14 protein-coding genes are annotated in these 18,514 nt (G+C 71.1%); 10 read left to right on the top strand and 4 right to left on the bottom strand.

Annotation, left to right across the window (positions count from 1 at the left end):
- Positions 1-5: 5 nt before the first annotated feature.
- From ACIPYW_RS09715 to ACIPYW_RS09700, 4 genes are all read right to left on the bottom strand, one after another.
- Positions 6-1,064 (bottom strand): NADP-dependent oxidoreductase, encoded by a 1,059-nt coding sequence (locus ACIPYW_RS09715; protein ID WP_400412912.1) that lies wholly within the window; start codon positions 1,062-1,064, stop codon positions 6-8.
- Positions 1,065-1,159: 95 nt separating this feature from the next.
- Positions 1,160-2,065 carry a metallophosphoesterase gene (locus ACIPYW_RS09710; protein WP_400412910.1) on the bottom strand — a complete coding sequence of 302 codons (906 nt, stop codon included), beginning with the start codon at positions 2,063-2,065 and terminating at the stop codon, positions 1,160-1,162.
- 59 nt (positions 2,066-2,124) lie between these two features.
- Positions 2,125-2,478, bottom strand: a complete 354-nt coding sequence (locus ACIPYW_RS09705; RefSeq protein ID WP_290131080.1) for an L-rhamnose mutarotase — start codon at positions 2,476-2,478, stop codon at positions 2,125-2,127.
- Positions 2,479-2,537: 59 nt separating this feature from the next.
- Positions 2,538-3,899, bottom strand: coding sequence for an MFS transporter (locus ACIPYW_RS09700; protein WP_400412908.1), 1,362 nt, complete (start codon positions 3,897-3,899; stop codon positions 2,538-2,540).
- A 188-nt stretch (positions 3,900-4,087) separates the two neighbouring features.
- Between ACIPYW_RS09700 and ACIPYW_RS09695 the strand changes: the two genes are divergently transcribed.
- The 10 genes from ACIPYW_RS09695 to ACIPYW_RS09650 all read left to right on the top strand — a co-directional run bounded on the left by ACIPYW_RS09695 (position 4,088) and on the right by ACIPYW_RS09650 (position 18,497).
- Positions 4,088-5,098: a LacI family DNA-binding transcriptional regulator gene (locus ACIPYW_RS09695; RefSeq protein ID WP_400412907.1), complete on the top strand. Its 1,011-nt coding sequence runs from the start codon at positions 4,088-4,090 to the stop codon at positions 5,096-5,098.
- Between the two features lie 102 nt (positions 5,099-5,200).
- The gene (locus ACIPYW_RS09690) at positions 5,201-6,292 is read left to right on the top strand and encodes a LacI family DNA-binding transcriptional regulator (RefSeq protein ID WP_400412906.1); all 1,092 of its coding nucleotides are present in this window, start codon (positions 5,201-5,203) and stop codon (positions 6,290-6,292) included.
- A gap of 347 nt (positions 6,293-6,639) precedes the next feature.
- Positions 6,640-7,965, top strand: coding sequence for an ABC transporter substrate-binding protein (locus tag ACIPYW_RS09685; protein ID WP_290131076.1), 1,326 nt, complete (start codon positions 6,640-6,642; stop codon positions 7,963-7,965).
- Between the two features lie 80 nt (positions 7,966-8,045).
- Positions 8,046-8,900 carry a carbohydrate ABC transporter permease gene (locus ACIPYW_RS09680; protein WP_290134204.1) on the top strand — a complete coding sequence of 285 codons (855 nt, stop codon included), beginning with the start codon at positions 8,046-8,048 and terminating at the stop codon, positions 8,898-8,900.
- A 59-nt stretch (positions 8,901-8,959) separates the two neighbouring features.
- Positions 8,960-9,814 carry a carbohydrate ABC transporter permease gene (locus ACIPYW_RS09675; protein ID WP_400413585.1) on the top strand — a complete coding sequence of 285 codons (855 nt, stop codon included), beginning with the start codon at positions 8,960-8,962 and terminating at the stop codon, positions 9,812-9,814.
- Positions 9,815-9,931: 117 nt separating this feature from the next.
- Positions 9,932-12,256 (top strand): family 78 glycoside hydrolase catalytic domain, encoded by a 2,325-nt coding sequence (locus tag ACIPYW_RS09670; RefSeq protein ID WP_400412904.1) that lies wholly within the window; start codon positions 9,932-9,934, stop codon positions 12,254-12,256.
- A 188-nt stretch (positions 12,257-12,444) separates the two neighbouring features.
- Positions 12,445-13,617, top strand: coding sequence for an L-rhamnose isomerase (gene rhaI / locus ACIPYW_RS09665; RefSeq protein ID WP_400412902.1), 1,173 nt, complete (start codon positions 12,445-12,447; stop codon positions 13,615-13,617).
- Positions 13,618-13,621: 4 nt separating this feature from the next.
- The gene (locus ACIPYW_RS09660; protein ID WP_400412900.1) at positions 13,622-15,706 is read left to right on the top strand and encodes a bifunctional aldolase/short-chain dehydrogenase; all 2,085 of its coding nucleotides are present in this window, start codon (positions 13,622-13,624) and stop codon (positions 15,704-15,706) included.
- Between the two features lie 8 nt (positions 15,707-15,714).
- Positions 15,715-17,178, top strand: a complete 1,464-nt coding sequence (locus ACIPYW_RS09655; protein WP_400412899.1) for a rhamnulokinase family protein — start codon at positions 15,715-15,717, stop codon at positions 17,176-17,178.
- A complete protein-coding gene (locus ACIPYW_RS09650; protein ID WP_400412898.1) occupies positions 17,175-18,497 on the top strand; it encodes an alpha-hydroxy-acid oxidizing protein in 1,323 nt (440 codons plus the stop codon). Before ACIPYW_RS09655 ends, ACIPYW_RS09650 begins: the two co-directional genes overlap by 4 nt.
- The last annotated feature ends 17 nt before the right edge of the window (positions 18,498-18,514 follow it).

Here is an 18,514-nt window from a genome sequence, read left to right as displayed (position 1 = left end):
TCGAGCTAGCTCGGGTTCGCCGTCCCCCCGGCCATGCTCTCCGTCTTCGCGCCGCGCTCGTCGGCGTAGCGGTCCCGGAGGTCACGGGCCTTCTCCGAGCGGTACCAGTCGAGCCGTGCCCCGGTCTCCACCGTCTGCATGCCGATGACGACCTTGCCGCGGGAGTGCATCTCGGCGAGGTCCTCGTACGCGTCCACGATGTACTCGAACGGGTAGAAGCCCGAGATGAGCACCTGCACGCGGCGGTCCTGCACGGCCTTCGCGAGCAACTGGAGCGACTCGGTGGCTTCCTGGTCGTCGGCGGGGGCGCGGAGGAACCGCACCTCGATGTCGCGCCGCTCCTCGGACGAGACGAAGCGCTCGTCCGGGATGCCGAGCCGGGCGGCCAGGGACTCGGCGTCCGACTCTCCGTGGTTGTCGATGAACGCCGTGATCGTGCGGCCGTCGGCTGCCTCGCGGATGCGGGCCTCTTCGCCCTCGCCGTAGGCCACGGGCAGCGTGCCGATCTGGCGGAGGTAGTCGTGGTTGCGGGGGCTCCCGAGGGCGATCACGGTGGCGCCGGCGTCGTGCGCGAGCTGGCACTCGATGTGTCCGACCCCGCCCGCTGCCGCGGTGATGACGACGGTGTCGTCCTTGCCGAGCCGCAGCTTCCGGACGACGTCGATGGCGGTGCACCCGGCGAGGTAGAGCCCGCCGGCGACCTCCCATCCGACGTGCTCCGGCTTCTTGATGACGGCGGCGCGCGGCACCCGCACCCAGTTCGCGTGCGTCCCGCCCTGGGGGTGGTGCCCCATGACCTCGTCACCGACACGGAGGTCCTTCACGCCCTCGCCGCGGGCGCGCACGATGCCGGCGAAGTCGACGCCCTGGTGCGCGGGGAAGGTGAGCTCGACGTGGTCCTGCAGCTTCCCTTCGCGGAGGAAGCGCTCGATGTGGTTCAGGCCCGCGGCCACCACCTCGACGACGATCTCACCGGGTCCGGGTTCCGGTCGCTCCTGCTGGACGACCTGGACCACGTCGAACCCGCCGTAGCGGTCGTACTGCACTGCGTTGCCGTGTCGCATGGCGCGCTCCTTCGAAGACGATCTGTCTCTCGTCTACTCGTGCGGGCCGACCGGTGTCCGCACGTCCGGGGGACTTCGCGGACACCGGGCGCGTCTCAGCCCGCCGCCGCGATGATCGCCCGCACGGTGTCGGCGTCGTGGTGGAACGCGAGCGGGTCGGCGTCGGGCCGCGGCACCCGCACGGGCGTGGACCACACCGAGCCGTCCACCGCGAGGTCGACCACGAGGTAGCCCGCGTCGATGTGCGCCGACTCCTCGTCGTACGCGCCGACGACGTCGGTGTCGTTCGCGACCCCCGGCGCGACGAGCACCGGGACCCCGGCCCACGTGCCGGCGGCGTGGTGGTGGTAGTGGCCGCCGAGGACCAGTCGGACGTCCGTCCCGCGGACCACCTCGGCGAGGGCGTCGGCGTTCCGGAGCTGCAGTGCGGCGTGGAGCGCGGTCGGTGCGGGCAGTGGCGAGTGGTGCAGGACGATCACCGTGCCGCCGTCCGACGGCTCGGACAGTGTGGTGCGGAGGCGGTCGAGCGCCTCGTCCGCGACCGTCCCGTAGCCGGCGCCGGGGACGCTCGTGTCGACCGTGACGATCCGGCGTCCGGCGACGATCGACTGCCCGGCCACCGGCACCGTCGGCGGCAGGTACTCGAGGGTGTGCACGAGCGGCCGGCCGCCCTCGCCGAGCACGAGCCCGTTCGCGAGCACCTGCCGGAAGCCCTCGCGCTGGTCGTGGTTGCCCGGGACCGTGACGAGTGCCGCTCCGTGCCGCTCCGCCCACGCGCCGACCCGCTCCCGGAGGACCGTGTACGACCCGGGCGATCCGTCCTCGGACACGTCGCCGGACACCACCACGAGCCCCACGTCCGGGATGCCCTCGGCAGAGGCGAGCACCGCGTCGAGTGCGGCGGCCGTGTCGGTCGACCCCTGGTGCAGGGCGCCGTCGCCGGTGAGGTGGGTGTCGGACAGGTGGAGGATGCGGAGCGATCCGGGAGCGAGCGGCTGCATGGCGGTCACGCTAGTCGGCGCGGCGATCACCCCGCTGTGCCGCACGTCAGCGTCCGGTGTCAGCGTTCCGTTCCGACAGCGGCGGCCGCGAGCTGGTCCTCGAGGTTGAAGACCTCGGGCAGGACCCGGGCGGTCTGGTCGGCCCGCCCGGTCGCGCCGTCGAAGAGGTCCTGCATGTGCGCCTCCCACGTCGCCGCGACCTCGGACGCGGCGAGGGCCGCATCCGCGTCGGCGACCGAGTCCGTCTCGTAGTACCCGATGAGCAGGCCGTCGTCGTCGAGGAACAGCGAGTAGTTCCGCCGCCCCGCGGCGGCGATCGTCCGCAGCATCGCCGGCCAGACCGCCGCGTGGCGTTCCCGGTAGGCGTCGAGGTGCTCCGCGGCCACCTGGAGACGGAAGCAGACGCGGGTCACGTGATCCGGGCCTCCAGGCGGTCCGGACGGGAGGCGCGCACCAGGCTGGTCGACGTCGCTCACCGAGGCGTCCGCTCGCCGGGCGCGGCGCGCAGCGTCCGCTGACGCTCCGCGTGCTCGTCGACGGTCCGGGTCGTCCCCGTCACGCTCGTCACGGTGCCGTACCGCTCGGCCTCGATGGACTCGAGCGACCGGCCCTGGGTCCGCGGCGCCCAGATCGTGCCGACGAGGAACGACAGCGCGAGGAGGCCGAGGATGAGCCCGCCGAGGCCGCGGAGCCCGATGTCGGACAGCAGCAGCGGGAACCAGATGCTCAACAGGCCGACCATGACCCGCGCGGCGAGGAAGAGCACGCCCTGGGCGCTGGCGCGGTACCGCGTGGCGAAGAGCTCGCTCGTCCAGAGGCCGTAGAACGCCTGCGCGCCGATGCCGGACGACACGCCCCACGCGATCGCGAAGAAGAGCAGCGTGCCGAGGTTCGCCGGAGCGTAGATGAGGACCGCCCACGCGACGATGGCGAGCACGGCCCCGACGGCGAAGAGCACACGGCGGCTCACCCGGTCGGCGAAGCGCATGAAGCCGAAGTACGTCGCCGCGACCGTGCACGCCCACACCAGGACCTGGAGCCCGTACTGCTCGGGCACGCTCGTGACGCCGGTGGCCGAGTAGACGCGCGGCTGGAAGATGCCGGCCTGACCCGCGACGGTGTTCCACAGCGCGTAGACGCCGAACAGGAACAGCATCGCGGTGAGGTTCACACGCTTGCTGAACAGCTGCGTGATGCCGTGGAAGAAGTTCGCGCTGCCCGTTGCCGCGCGCTCGTCCTTCCAGATCGTGGACTCGGGCAGGCCGCGGCGGAGCCACCACACGACCGCGGCGACGACGAACAGGTGCGCGAAGATGAGCCGGCTCCCGAGCAGGCCGAGCGGCGCGGCGGCGATCGCCAGGGCGAACCCGACCATCGGGCCGATCGACCACGCGAGCTGCGCGGTGCCGACGTGCGCGGCCCGCTCGTCGGCGGGCGCCTGCTCCGCGATGTAGGTCCAGCTCGCGGGGACGCCGGCGCCCACCGCGATGCCGGTGAGGATGAAGCCGACGAGGAGCATCCCGTAGCTGCCGGCGAACACCGCGAGGAGGATGCCGAGCATGTAGAGCAGCAGGTCGTAGGTGTAGATGAACTTGCGGCCGTAGCGATCGCACAAGGGGCCGCCGATGATCGCGCCGGCCGCGGCACCGAAGGCGTTGGCGGACAGGCTCGCGAGCAGGCCGACCTGCAGGTCCCCGATGTGGAACTGCGCCTGCCAGAGGCTGAGGCTCGTGGCGATCGCGATGATCGACCCCGACTCGATGTAGTTCGACATGGCGACCGAGATCGTCGCCTTCCAGCCCGTGGTGTTCCGGGCTCCGATGCGGACCGCCATTGGTCCTCCGTTCGCGTGTTCGACGATGAATCGTTTCAACGGTGGTGCTGCGAGGACGATACGCGGTACGGCGGCGTTCGGCAAGCACCACGACGACGGGCATCACTGAGGCTGCGCCGCGGCCGCGATCCTCGAGGACACAGCGACTCGCGCGCCCGGAACCACCGGGCGGATGCCAGGATGGCCCCATGGCGGTCAGCGTGCGGGACGTGGCAGCGCTCGCCGGCGTGTCCCTCGGCACCGTCTCGAACGTCCTCAACCGGCCGGACAAGGTCGCCCCCGCGACGGTCGAACGCGTGCAGTCCGCGATCGCCTCCCTCGGCTTCGTGCGCAACGACTCGGCCCGCCAGCTCCGGGCCGGTCGCAGCTCCACGGTCGGCCTCATCGTGCTCGACGGGGGCAACCCGTTCTTCACCGACGTCGCACGCGGCGCCGAGGACGCCGCCATGGCGCAGGGGCTCGCGGTCCTCATCGGGAACTCGGACGAGTCCGCCGAGCGCGAGCACACCTACGTCGACCTGTTCGAGGAACGCCGGGTCGCCGGCCTGCTCGTCTCCCCCGCCGGCGACGACCTCACGCGGCTCGAGCGACTCCGGGACCAGGGCACGGCGGTGGTCCTCGTCGACCGCCGCGCCGACGACGAGCACTTCGCGTCCGTGTCGGTCGACGACGTCGCCGGCGGCCGCATCGCCGTCGAGCACCTCGCCGCGATCGGCCGCCGACGGATCGCGTTCGTCGGTGGCCCGACGAGCATCCGGCAGGTGGCCGACCGGCTCGCAGGGGCGACCGCCGCGGCCGAGGCCGCCGACGTCTCGCTCGAGGTCGTCCCGACTCGCTCGCTCTCGGTCCTCGAAGGGCGCCGTGCCGGCGAGGAGCTCCAGGCCCGTCCGCCGAGCGAGCGGCCGGACGCCGTGTTCGCCGCGAACGACCTGCTCGCCGTCGGGCTCGAGCAGGCGTTCATCATGCGCGGATGGGTCGCCGTCCCGGAGGAGATCGCCATCGTCGGCTACGACGACATCGCGTTCGCCGAGGCCGCGGTCGTCCCGCTGACCTCGGTCCGGCAGCCCGCACAGGACCTCGGCCGGCGGGCGATCGAGCTGCTGGTCGCCCAGGTCGAGCACGGGCAGGGCATCGACCTCGAGCACGTGGAGTTCACCCCGGAACTCGTGGTCCGGCAGTCCACGGTCGCCGAGGGCTGAGTCGATCCGCGGTGCCGCCCGCCACCGGACGGGAGGCGCGGTGCGGGGCCGCCACGGGCCTCCCGGCCGCGTGTGGTGCCGCCCGACACCTACGATCAGACCATGGTGCACATCCCGAGGCGCGACGCGCCCCCGAGCGTGCACCACGTCGCGGCCCGCGCCGGGGTCTCGCTCGCGACGGTGTCGAACGTCCTCAACCACCCGGAGCGCGTCGCGGAGGCGACCGCCGCGAGGGTCCGTGACGCCATCGCCGCCCTCGGCTACACGCCGAACCGGAACGCGCGCGCACTCGTGTCGGGACGGACCCGGTCGATCGGACTGGTGGTGACCTCGCTCCGGAACTCGCTGTTCACCGACATGGTGAGCGGCGCACAGACCGCGGCGCGGGCCGAGGGCAACACGCTCCTCGTCACGAACAGCGACAACGACCTCAAGGCGCAGGCCGAGCACCTCGCCTTCATGGAGAGCACGCGGGTGTCGGGCATCCTGCTCGCCTCGATGACGACCTCCCGCGAGCAGGTCGAGACCGTCCGGAAGCACGGGCTCCCGGTCGTCTACGTCAACTACGAGCCCACCGACGTCGACGCGTGCGCGGTGATCGTCGACAACGAGCAGGCCGGCTACGTCGCGACGACGCACCTCATCGAGCAGGGGTGCCGACGCATCGGGTTCGTCAGTGCTCGTCCGGACCTGCAGCCCGTCGCTCGACGACGAGCGGGGCTCCTCCGCGCGATCGCCGAGCACCCCGGCGTGCAACTCGTCGACGTCGACGCCGGGGACATCGACCCTCCCGGGGGCACCGACGCCGGAGTCCGGATCGCAGCGATGGCGCCCGCAGACCGTCCGGACGGGGTGCTCGGCGTGACCGACCTGCTCGCGATGGCGGTGGTCACCGAGCTCCGAGCCGCGAGGATCCGCGTGCCCGAGGACATCCCGGTGTCCGGCTGCGACCACAACTCCATCGCGTGGGGCGGCGCCGTGCCCCTGACCTCGGTCACGCAGCACGGCGAGGAGATGGGGGCCGAGGCGATCGCGCTCCTGCTCGCCGAACTCGCGGAGGGCCCGTCGCACGTGCACCGCACGGTGGTCCTCGGGAGCGAACTCGTGGCACGGGAGAGCACGCTCGGACGGGCGCGCGCTGCCGGGGTGCAGGCGGCGACGCGGCCGAGCGATCCGCGGCGTACCGAGGCCTGACGGGGACGCGGCGACCGCTCGAGGCGTGGATCTCCTTCGCGCCGAGTCTCTCGGACACGGCCCCGAATCTCGTGGGCGCAGCCCCGAGTCTCGTGCAGGCCGACGCATCTCGTGCCCCGGAGCCCGAGTTCGGTCGTCCACCCCGAGTCTCGCGCTGCCACCCGAGTATCGCGAGCGCCGCAACGACTTCCGTAACGAATTCGACGCAGCGATTGACACGCTTCAATCGCCGTGGTTGCATTCCGATTGAAACGCTTCAACCCGCAGTACCCGGACCCGCACCGACGCGGTCTCCGGAACCGCTCCACCCGGGTTCCCCAGCCCCGGGCCTTACGAGGAGGTAAGGAATGTCAGCACGCTCCACGCGCCGACTGGCCACCAGGTTGATCGCCATCGGCGGCGCTGCGGCACTGGTCGGCGGCCTCGCGGCCTGTTCGTCCGGCGGGTCGGCCGACACCGGCGGCAAGGTGCAGATCACGTACCAGGCGGACAACTCGCCTGCCACCGCAGCCACCGCCAAGCCGCTCATCGCCGCGTTCGAGAAGGCCAACCCGGACATCACGGTGAAGTTCGACACCCGCCCGCAGGGCACCGACGGCGACAACCTCGTGAAGACGCAGCTCTCCACGGGCGAGATGGCCGACGTGTTCAACTACAACTCCGGTTCGCTCATGCAGGCCCTCAACCCGGACAACACGCTCGTGGACCTGTCCGACCAGTCCTGGGCGAAGGACGTCGACCCGCAGTTCACGAAGGTCGTCAGCACCGACGAGGGCATGTACGGCGCACCGTTCGGCACGAGCTTCGGCGGCGGCGTGATGTACAACAAGAAGGTCTACGAGAAGCTCGGCCTGAGCGTCCCGACCACCTGGGACGAGTTCATCAGCAACAGCGAGAAGATCAAGGACGCCGGCGACGTCGCGCCGATCATCCAGACCTACGGGGACACCTGGACGAGCCAGCTCTTCGTCCTCGGCGACTTCGCGAACATCAGCGCGCAGCAGTCGAACTGGGCTTCCCGGTACACGGCCAACAAGGAGTCGTACGCGAAGCAGCCCGCACTCGCCGGGTTCCAGCACCTCGCCGACGCGCAGGAGAAGGGCCTCTACAACGAGGACTACGCCTCGGCGACGCAGGCGAACGGGCTGAAGATGCTCGCGGAGGGCACCGGGGCGCAGTACCCGATGCTGACGAACGCCATCGCGACGATCCAGCAGGACAACCCGGACGCGGTGGACGACATCGGTGCCTTCGCCCTGCCGGCCCAAGACGCCGCGGACACCCGCCTGACCATCTGGGAGCCGAACGGCCTGTACATCCCGAAGACGAGCACGGGTGACAAGCTCGCCGCCGCGAAGAAGTTCATCGCGTTCGCGAACTCGTCCGAGGGCTGCGGGGTGCAGAACGACACCGGGACCCCGGGCGGCCCCTACGTGATCTCCACCTGCACGCTGCCGGACAGTGTCCCGCCGATGATCGGTGACCTGCAGAAGTACCTCGACGACGGCAAGGCATCGCCAGCACTCGAGTTCCTCTCCCCGATCAAGGGCCCGAACCTCGAGAAGATCTGCGTGCAGGTCGGCTCCGGCATCTCCTCCGCCGCCGTGGGTGCGAAGCAGTACGACCAGGACGTCGTGCAGCAGGCCCAGCAGCTCGGCATCAAGGGCTGGTGAGGTCGGTGACCGCGACGCTCACGACGGCGGTGGCCCCGCCGCAGACGACGAAGGCCGGACCGGGCCCCGCACGGAAGCGGATGCGCTCGTTCTACCCGGCGTGGTTCTTCATCCCGGCGATCGCCCTGTACGTGGTGTTCTTCGCGGTCCCGACCTTCGCGGGGTTCTACTTCTCGCTCACCCGCTGGACGCTGTTCGACCAGACCTTCATCGGCTTCGACAACTTCGTCCGGTTCTTCCAGGACCCGCAGCTCGTCTCCGGGTTCGTGCACACGTTCGAGTACGGGTTCGTGACGAGCGCGGCGAAGGTGGTCCTCGGACTCGCCCTCGCCCTGCTCCTCACGAGCCCGGTGCTCGGGCGGGGCTACCTGCGGGCGGTGGTGTTCTTCCCGGTGCTCGTTTCGACCATCGGCATCGGCATCACCTTCAAGGCGCTGATGGACCCCTTCCACGGGATCATCAACGGCGCCCTCGGCTCGCTCGGCCTGCCGACCCCCGGCTGGCTGACCGACCCGGCGCTCGCCCTCTGGAGCGTCGCCGCGGTGGACATCTGGAAGGGCGTCGGCATCGCGACCCTGATCTTCATCGCCGGGATCGTCGCGATCCCGCAGGAGTACTTCGAGGCCGCCCGCGTCGACGGGGCGAGCTCCTGGACGATCTTCCGCAACATCACGCTGCCGCTCTCGCGCCCGGCGATGGGGACGGTCATCATCCTGTCGCTCATCGGCGGGCTGCGGTCGTTCGACCTGATCTGGGCGATGACCGGCGGTGGTCCCGGGTTCACGAGCGACGTCATCGCGAGCGTGATCTACAAGCAGTACCAGGCGGGCTTCTACGGGCTCTCGACCGCCGGCAACGTCGTGCTCTTCGTCGTCGTCACCGCGATCATGGTGCCCATCTCGTGGCTCATCAACCGCAAGGAGGCGGAACTGTGACCGCACCAGCACTCGACCGCGCAGCCACCGCGGGCCGCACCGGACGAGGACGGGCCAGCGTGGCGGGGCCCCGACGCGGTCCGAGGCGCGACACCGTCCGACGGTGGACCGTCGGCAGCATCGCGATCGTCGTCAGCTTCGTCGTCTTCCTCGTGCCGTTCGCCTTCATCCTGCTCCAGGCGATGAAGTCCCCGGCGGAGGCGAACCAGCTCGGCTTCACGCTCCCGACACAGTTCCAGCTCTGGCAGAACCTGGCGACCGTGCTCGGGACCGGCGACGGCGGCATCCTCCGGGCGTTCCTCAACAGCGCCGTCCTGACCGTGGGCAGCGTGCTCATCATGGTCGTGTTCTCTGCCATGGTCGGGTACACGCTCCAACGTCGGCCGAGCCGGTGGAACGGCGTGATCAACTTCTTCGTGCTCGCCGGCCTCATCGTGCCGCCCGCGATCGTGCCGACGATCTGGGTGCTCCAGGGCCTCAACCTCTTCAAGACGATGGGCGGCATGATCCTCGTCGAGGCCACCTTCGGACTGTCGTTCTGCATCCTGCTGTTCCGGGCGTTCGTCGCCACGATCCCGAAGGAGCTCGACGAGGCCGCGGTCCTCGACGGCGCCGGACCGATCCGCCTGTTCTTCGGGGTGGTCCTGCCCCTGCTCAAGCCCGTGATCATCACGGTGGTGCTGGTGCAGTCGGTCACGGTGTTCAACGACTTCACGAACCCGCTGTACTTCCTGCCCGGCTCGGAGAACGCCACGGTGCAGCAGACGCTCTACTCGTTCCAGAGCCAGTCCGTCAGCCAGCTCAACCTGCTCTTCACCGACGTCCTGCTCATCACGATCCCTCCGCTGATCCTCTACGTCTTCTTCAACCGTCAGATCGTCGCCGGCATGACCAGCGGCGCCGTTAAGGGCTGACGCCCACCCGGCCTGGAGGCACGACCTGCCTCCGCCACGCCGCCCACCGCGGCGGGCACCAGCTCCCACGACCCCGCACCGGTCGACGACGACCGGTCGCGTGAAAGGACTCATCTCATGACCACCTGGACCGCACCGTTCATCGCGAGCGACGCCGACCTCGGGAGCGCACCGATCCTGCGCCGGGAGTTCACCCTCGACGACGGCCACGGCGCCGTCATCGGCGCGACCCTCGACGTCAGCGCCCTCGGCGTCGTCGAGGCGTGGCTCGGTGGCCAGCGGGTCTCCGACCACGTCCTCGAGCCGGGGTGGACGAGCTACGAGTGGCGCCTCCGGGTCGTGTCCCACGACGTCACCGGGCACCTCGCCGAGGCCGGGTCCGGCGATGCGGCGGTGCTGGCGCTCGTGCTCGGGAAGGGGTGGGCCGCCGGCCGTCTCGCCTGGGGCGGGGGTGGGGGCTGGTACGCCGACGAGGTCGCCGGGTTCGCCGAGCTCCGCATCACGTTCACGGACGGCCACGAGCAGCGGATCACGACCGACACCGACTGGCAGGCCCTGTCGAGCGCGATCACCGCCGACCAGCTCTACGACGGCCAGGACATCGACGCCCGCCTGCGCGACGGGTCCTTCCTCACGCCGGGCGACGTGACGGTCCCGAGCGTCGAGGGACACGAGGGCCGGACGAGCACCGTCCACACGGTGGACCTCGGCGACCGCGAGCTCGTCGCCGACACCGTGCCGCCCGTCCGGCCCCTCGCCGAGATCGCGCCCGTCGCGGTCTGGACGAGCCCGTCGGGAGCCACCCTGGTCGACTTCGGCGTGAACCTCGTCGGATGGGTGCGCGTGGTCGCGAGCGGCGAGGCGGGGACGGTCCTGACCCTCCGGCACGCCGAGGTCCTCGAGCACGACGAGCTCGGCACCCGCCCGCTCCGCACCGCCCTGGCGACCGACCACTTCACCCTCAGCGGCAGCGGCCCGGACGCCCCGGACCGCTTCGAGCCCCAGTTCACGTTCCACGGGTTCCGGTACGCGCAGGTCGACGGCTGGCCGGGCTCGCTCGACGACCTCCGCGCGGCGCTGACGGCCGTGCAGGTCGGCTCCGACCTCCCCCGCACCGGCACCTTCGCGTCGAGCCACGACCTGCTGAACACGTTCCACGAGAACGTCGTCCGCGGCATGCAGGGCAACTTCCTGAGTGTCCCGACCGACTGCCCGCAGCGCGACGAGCGGCTCGGCTGGACGGGCGACATCGCAGCGTTCGCGCCGACGGCCTCGTACCTGTTCGACACGAGCGCGTTCCTCGGCGACTGGCTGCGGGACGTGTGGCTCGAGCAGCAGCACGCGGACGGGGTGATCCCGTTCGTGGTGCCGGACGTGCTGAAGTACTCCCCCGCCGAGGACTTCGGGAAGCCGAACGCCACCGCACTCTGGTCGGACGCCGGGGTCTGGGTGCCGTGGACGCTGTACCAGGCCTACGGTGACACCGCGGTGCTCGCGGAGCAGTTCGACTCGATCGCCGCGCACCTCCGCCGAGTCCGCAGCCTGCTCTCCCCCGAGGGACTCTGGGACACGGTGTTCCAGTTCGGCGACTGGCTCGACCCGGACGCCCCGCCGGAGGACGCCGCGGCGGCGAAGGCCGACCCCGGCGTCGTGGCGACCGCGTGCGCGTTCCGGTCGGCGACCATCGGGGCCGAGGTGGCGACGCTCCTCGGCCACGAGGCGGAGGCGGCCGAGTTCCGGGAACTCGCCACGAGCCTCCAGGCCGCGTTCCGGGAGCACTACGTGGCGGACGGGAGGATCCGCAGCGACTGCACCACCGTCTACGCGCTCGCGATCGTCTTCGGGCTGCTGACCGAGGCGGACGAGGCCGCGGCGGGCGACCGGCTCGCCGAGCTCGCGGCCGCCGCCGGGTACCGGATCTCGACCGGGTTCGCGGGCACGCCGTTCATCACCGACGCGCTCACGCGGACCGGACACGTCGAGGACGCCTACCGGTTGCTGCTGCAGACCGAGTGCCCGTCGTGGCTCTACCCGGTCACGATGGGCGCGACCACGGTGTGGGAGCGGTGGGACTCGATGCTGCCGGACGGCACCATCAACCCGGGGCAGATGACCTCGTTCAACCACTACGCGCTCGGTGCGGTCGCGGACTGGATGCACCGGGTGGTCGGGGGTCTGTCGGCGCTGGCGCCGGGCTACGCCGAGGTCCTGGTCGCTCCGCAGCCGGGCGGCGGCCTGACGTGGGCGTCGACCTCGCTCGAGAGCGTCCACGGACGGATCGCGGTGCGCTGGGAGCTCGTCGACGGCGAGCTCGCGGTGCAGGTGACCGTGCCCGAGGGAGTCTCGGCGGTGGTGCGCCTGCCGGGGCTGGAGGAGCAGCGCGTGGGCGGCGGGGAGCACGAGTTCCGGGCGCCCGCGGCGGCGGCGGTGCCCGCGGGCTGACCGCCGAGCCAGCCCGTCGCCCGACTGGAGTCCGACCGAACCACGCGAAGACGCGGTTCGAGCGGACGTTGGTCGTGCGGCGGGAAACGGGACCACGCGGCTCCGCCCGACCAGCGCCGCCCGGTTGCACACCGCAGCCGCAGCGCGTACCGTATGAAACGATTCAATCAGTCACGAGGAAGTGCACGATGACATCCACCCCGACCTTCGCCGGCATCGCCGACCAGCTCGCCCGGCAGCAGATCGAGCTCCCGAGTTGGGCGTTCGGCAACTCCGGCACCCGCTTCAAGGTGTTCTCGACGCCGGGCACCCCGCGCGACCCGTACGAGAAGATCGCCGACGCCGCGCAGGTGCACCGGTACACCGGGCTCGCGCCGACGGTCGCACTGCACATCCCGTGGGACCTCGTGGACGACTTCGCCGACCTGAAGCGGCACGCCGAGGAGCACGGGGTCCGCCTCGGCACGATCAACTCGAACACGTTCCAGGACGACGACTACAAGTTCGGCGCCCTGACCCACACCGACGCGAGCGTCCGGCAGAAGGCGATCGACCACCACTTCCGGTGCATCGACGTGATGGACGCCACCGGCAGCCGAGACCTGAAGATCTGGCTGGCCGAGGGGTCGAACTACCCGGGCCAGGCCGACATGCGCGAACGCCAGGACCGCCTGCACGAGTCCCTGTCGACGATCTACGACCGGCTCGACGACGACCAGCGGCTCGTGCTCGAGTACAAGTTCTTCGAGCCGGCGTTCTACCACACGGACGTCCCGGACTGGGGCACGAGCTACGTGCAGACCGCGGCGCTCGGCGACAAGGCGATGGTGTGCCTCGACACCGGGCACCACGCGCCAGGGACGAACATCGAGTTCATCGTGATGCAGCTGCTCCGGCTCGGGAAGCTCGGCAGCTTCGACTTCAACTCGCGCTTCTACGCCGACGACGACCTCATCGTCGGCGCGGCTGACCCGTTCCAGCTGTTCCGCATCCTCGTCGAGGTCGTCCGCGGCGGCGGGTACGACAACCCGGACGTCGCGTTCATGCTCGACCAGTGCCACAACGTCGAGGACAAGATCCCCGGGCAGATCCGCTCGGTGCTCAACGTGCAGGAGATGACCGCCCGCGCGCTGCTCCTCGACCGCGTCGCGCTCACCGCCGCGCAGGAGGCCCACGACGTCCTCGGCGCGAACGAGGTCTTCATGGACGCGTTCCAGACGGACGTCCGCGCCGACCTCGCCGCCTGGCGCGAGTCGCGCGGCCTCCCCACGGACCCCATGCGCGCCTACCTCGACTCCGGCTACCAGCAGCGGATCGCCGAGGACCGCGTCGGCGGCGTCCAGGCCGGCTGGGGCGCGTAGACCGATGACGATCGACGACCTGGAGGCACGGGTGGACCCCGCAACGCAGACGACCGGCGACCAGGTGGTCGCCTCCCTGATCGCGCGCTCGAACGCGCTCGGCTCGGACCCGCGGATCACGAACTACGCCGGTGGCAACACGTCCGCGAAGGGCACCGCGACCGACCCGGTGACGGGTGAACCGGTCGAGCTGCTGTGGGTGAAGGGCTCCGGAGGCGACCTCGGCACCCTCACGCCGTCAGGGCTGGCCGTCCTCCGGGTCGACCGGGTCCGGGCGTTGCAGAACGTCTACCCGGGCGTCGAGCGTGAGGACGAGATGGTCGCCGCGTTCGACCACACCCTGTTCGGCAAGGGCGGCGCCGCACCGTCGATCGACACCGCGATGCACGCCCTCGTCGACGCCGCACACGTCGACCACCTCCACCCGGACGCCGGCATCGCGATCGCGACCGCCGCCGACGGCCCGGAGCTGACCGAGCGGATCTTCGGCGACAAGGTGGTGTGGGTGCCGTGGCGCCGTCCGGGCTTCCAGCTCGGGCTCGACATCGCCGCGATCAAGGACCAGCACCCCGAGGCGATCGGCACGGTCCTCGGCGGCCACGGCATCACCGCCTGGGGTTCGTCGTCGGAGGAGACCGAAGCGAACTCGCGGTGGATCATCGACACCGCCGAGCAGTACATCCGCGAGCACGGGCAGGACCAGCCGTTCGGCGCCCTCCGACCCGGGTACGAGGCGCTGCCCGAGCCCGAGCGGCGTGCGCGGGCGGCTGCCCTCGCACCGACGATCCGCGGCATCGCGGGGCACGACGAGCCGGTCGTCGGCAGCTTCACCGACACCGACGTCGTCCTCGACTTCCTCGCGAGCGAGAAGGCACCCGAGCTGGCAGCCCTCGGCACGAGCTGCCCGGACCACTTCCTCCGCACGAAGGTGAAGCCGCTCCTCCTCGACCTGCCCGCGACGGCGAGCATCGAGGAGCAGACCGCCCGCCTGCACGAGCTGCACGAGCAGTACCGCCAGGACTACCAGGCGTACTACGACCGCCACGCCACCCCGGAGAGTCCGGCCATCCGCGGCGCCGACCCGCTCATCGTGCTCGTGCCGGGCGTCGGCATGTTCTCGTACGGTAAGGACGCGCAGACCGCACGGGTCGCCGGCGAGTTCACCGTCAACGCGATCAACGTCATGCGCGGCGCCGAGGCCCTGAGCACCTACGCCCCCATCGACGAGGCCGAGAAGTTCCGCATCGAGTACTGGGCGCTCGAGGAAGCCAAGCTCCAGCGGATGCCCGCGCCGAAGCCGCTCGCGACGCGGATCGCGCTCGTGACCGGAGCCGCGTCCGGCATCGGGAAGGCGATCGCGAAGCGCCTCGCGGCCGAGGGTGCCGCCGTCGTCATCGCCGACCTCGACCTCGGCAAGGCACAGGAAGCCGCTGCCGAGATCGGCGGCCCGGACCAGGCCGTCGGCGTCGTCGCGAACGTCACGAGCGCTGACGCCATCGACCAGGCGATCCAGGAGACGCTGCTGCACTTCGGCGGCCTCGACCTCGTCGTCAACAACGCGGGACTGTCCCTGTCGAAGAGTCTGCTCGAGACCACCGAGCAGGACTGGGACCTGCAGCACGACGTCATGGCCAAGGGGTCGTTCCTCGTGTCCAAGGCCGCGGCGAAGGTCCTCATCGAGCAGGGCCTCGGCGGTGACATCGTCTACATCTCGAGCAAGAACTCCGTCTTCGCCGGCCCGAACAACATCGCCTACTCCGCCACCAAGGCCGACCAGGCACACCAGGTCCGGCTGCTCGCGGCCGAGCTCGGCGAGCACGGCATCCGCGTCAACGGCATCAACCCCGACGGCGTCGTCCGCGGATCGGGCATCTTCGCCTCGGGGTGGGGAGCGAACCGGGCCAGGACGTACGGCATCGACGAGCAGGACCTCGGGAAGTTCTACGCCCAGCGCACCATCCTCAAGCGCGAGGTCGTCCCCGAGAACGTCGCGAACGCCGTGTACGCCATCTGCACGTCCGACTTCTCGCACACCACCGGGCTGCACGTCCCCGTCGACGCCGGCGTGGCCGCGGCGTTCCTGCGGTAGGGCACGCCGTGACGAACAGCGGCAGCGTCGCCGCGGTCGACCTCGGCGCGACGAGCGGGCGGGTCATCATCGGCCACGTGGACCGGGACGGCGTTCGGACGGACCACGTCGCCCGGTTCCCGAACGGCCCGGTCGCCCTGCACGAGCACGGCCGCGACGCTCTGCACTGGGACGTCGTCGAGCTGTACCGGGAGGTCGTGGCCGGACTCCGCCGGGCCCGCGCCGAGCACGCTGACCTGGCGAGCATCGGCATCGACTCGTGGGCTGTGGACTACGGACTCCTCCGCGAGGGACGCCTGCTCGGCCTGCCCGCCCACTACCGGGATGCCCGCCACGAGCACGGCGTCGACACCGTCCACGCCCGCGTGACCGCCGACGAGCTGTACCGCCGCAACGGTCTCCAGCACCTGCCCTTCAACACCGTCTTCCAGCTCGCCGCCGACCCCGACGCCGTCCTGGCGGACCGGGCGCTCCTCGTCCCCGACCTCCTCGGCTACTGGCTGACCGGTGTCGAGGCCGCCGAGCGCACGAACGCCTCGACCACGGGGTTGCTCGACGCGACCACCCGGGGATGGGACCCGACCCTGGTCGCCGCCACGGGCCTCCCGGCCGACCTGCTGCCTGCACTCCGCGACCCGGGCGACCCACTCGGCACCCTCCTGCCGTCCCTCGGTGGCGGCGTACCCGTCACACTCGTCGGGTCGCACGACACGGCGTCGGCGGTCGTCGCGGTCCCCGCGACGGAGGCGGACGTCGCGTACATCTCCTCCGGCACGTGGTCGCTCGTCGGGGTCGAGCTCGAGACCCCCGTCCTGACGGACGCGGCACGCGCGGCGAACTGCACGAACGAGGGCGGCGTGGACGGCCGCGTGCGCTTCCTCAAGAACGTCTCCGGCCTGTGGCTGCTCTCCGAGAGCGTCCGCACGTGGGAGCAGGACGGCTCCGCCGTCGACCTGGAGGCACTGCTCACCTCCGCCGCGGAGGTCACCGCACCGGTCCCCGTCTTCGACGTCGCGGACGAGTCGTTCACCGCGCCGGGCGACATGCCAGCGCGCATCGCGGCCTGGTGCTCGGTGCACGGACTCTCGGCTCCGGCCACCCGGGCCGAGTTCGTGCGGTCGATCCTCGAATCCCTGGCGGCTGCGTACGCGTCGACCCTGCGGACCATCGTCGAGGTCACCGGCAAGGACGTCCACACCGTGCACGTCGTCGGCGGCGGGTCGCAGAACCGTCTCCTCTGCCAGCTCACCGCCGACCGGACCGGGTTGCCCGTCCTCGCCGGCCCCGTCGAGGCGACCGCGCTCGGCAACGTGCTCGTGCAGGCGCGCAGTCTCGGCCTCGCGGGGCTCGGGGGTGCATCGTTGGAGGCACTCCGCGACGTCGTCGCCCGCACCGTCGAACCGACCCGCTACTCCCCCGCACCGGGCTCGGACGCCCGACCCCACCGCACCATCGTCAGGAGCCACGCATGACCACCACCGACGACCAGCACCGCGTCGACCCCGCCACGGGCGCACCCGCGGCGTCCACCGGTCCGGCGTCCTCGGCACGGACCCGCGTCGCACGTCGGGTCCCGAAGGTGCGGGACCTGGCGCCGCTGCTGCAGTTCAGGAAGCCGGCGTTGCCGGGTCGGCGGCAGCGCCTCGAGTCCGCGCTGACGATCTGGGACCTGCGCAGCATCGCCGCTCGACGCACCCCGAAGGCCGCGTTCGACTACACCGAGGGCGCCGCCGAAGCCGAGATCTCCCTGGCCCGTGCCCGGCAGGCGTTCGAGGACATCGAGTTCACCCCCGCGATCCTGCGCGACGTGTCCCACGTCTCGACCGCGCGCTCCGTGCTCGGCGCCGACGTCGCACTCCCGTTCGGGATCGCACCCACCGGGTTCACGCGCATGATGCAGACCGAGGGCGAACGCGCCGGCGCCCGCGCCGCCGGACGCGCCGGCATCCCGTTCTCCCTCTCGACGATGGGCACCACCGCGATCGAGGACGTCAAGGCCGCCAACCCCCATGGGCGGAACTGGTTCCAGCTCTACATGTGGAAAGACCGCGACAAGTCGATGGCGTTGGTCGACCGCGCCGCCAGAGCCGGGTTCGACACGCTGCTGGTCACCGTCGACGTCCCCGTCGCCGGCGCCCGGCTCCGCGACAAGCGCAACGGGTTCTCCATCCCGCCGCAACTCGGCGTCAAGACCGTCGTCAACGCGATCCCCCGACCCTGGTGGTGGTTCGACTTCCTCACCACCGAGCCGCTCGCCTTCGCGTCGCTCGATCGGTGGTCCGGGACCGTCGGTGAGCTGCTGGACCACATGTTCGACCCGACCGTCACCTACGAGGACCTCGCGTGGATCCGGTCGCAGTGGCCGGGCAAGGTCGTCGTCAAGGGCGTCCAGTCCCTGGCCGACGCGAAGCGCCTGGCCGACATGGGTGTCGACGGCATCACCCTCTCCAACCACGGCGGCCGCCAACTCGACCGCGCACCCGTCCCCTTCCACCTGCTGCCCCAGGTCGTCAAGGAAGTCGGCAACGACACCGAAGTGCACCTCGACACCGGCATCATGTCCGGCGCCGACATCATCGCCGCCATCGCCCTCGGCGCACGCTTCACCATGGTCGGCCGCGCCTACCTCTACGGGTTGATGGCCGGCGGCGAAGCCGGCGTCGACCGCATGATCCAGATCCTCACCGACCAGATCGAACGCACCATGCGCCTGCTCGGCGTCACCACCCTCGACGAACTCGAACCCGCCCACGTCACCCAACTGCAGCGGTTGATGCCGATCCCGCGCTGACCGGATCGTGACGCTCG

The organism is Curtobacterium sp. NPDC089689, assembly GCF_044749145.1.
Lineage (GTDB): Bacteria > Actinomycetota > Actinomycetes > Actinomycetales > Microbacteriaceae > Curtobacterium.
Note: the sequence above shows the minus strand (reverse complement) of the source record. Positions and strands in the feature narration are given on the sequence as shown.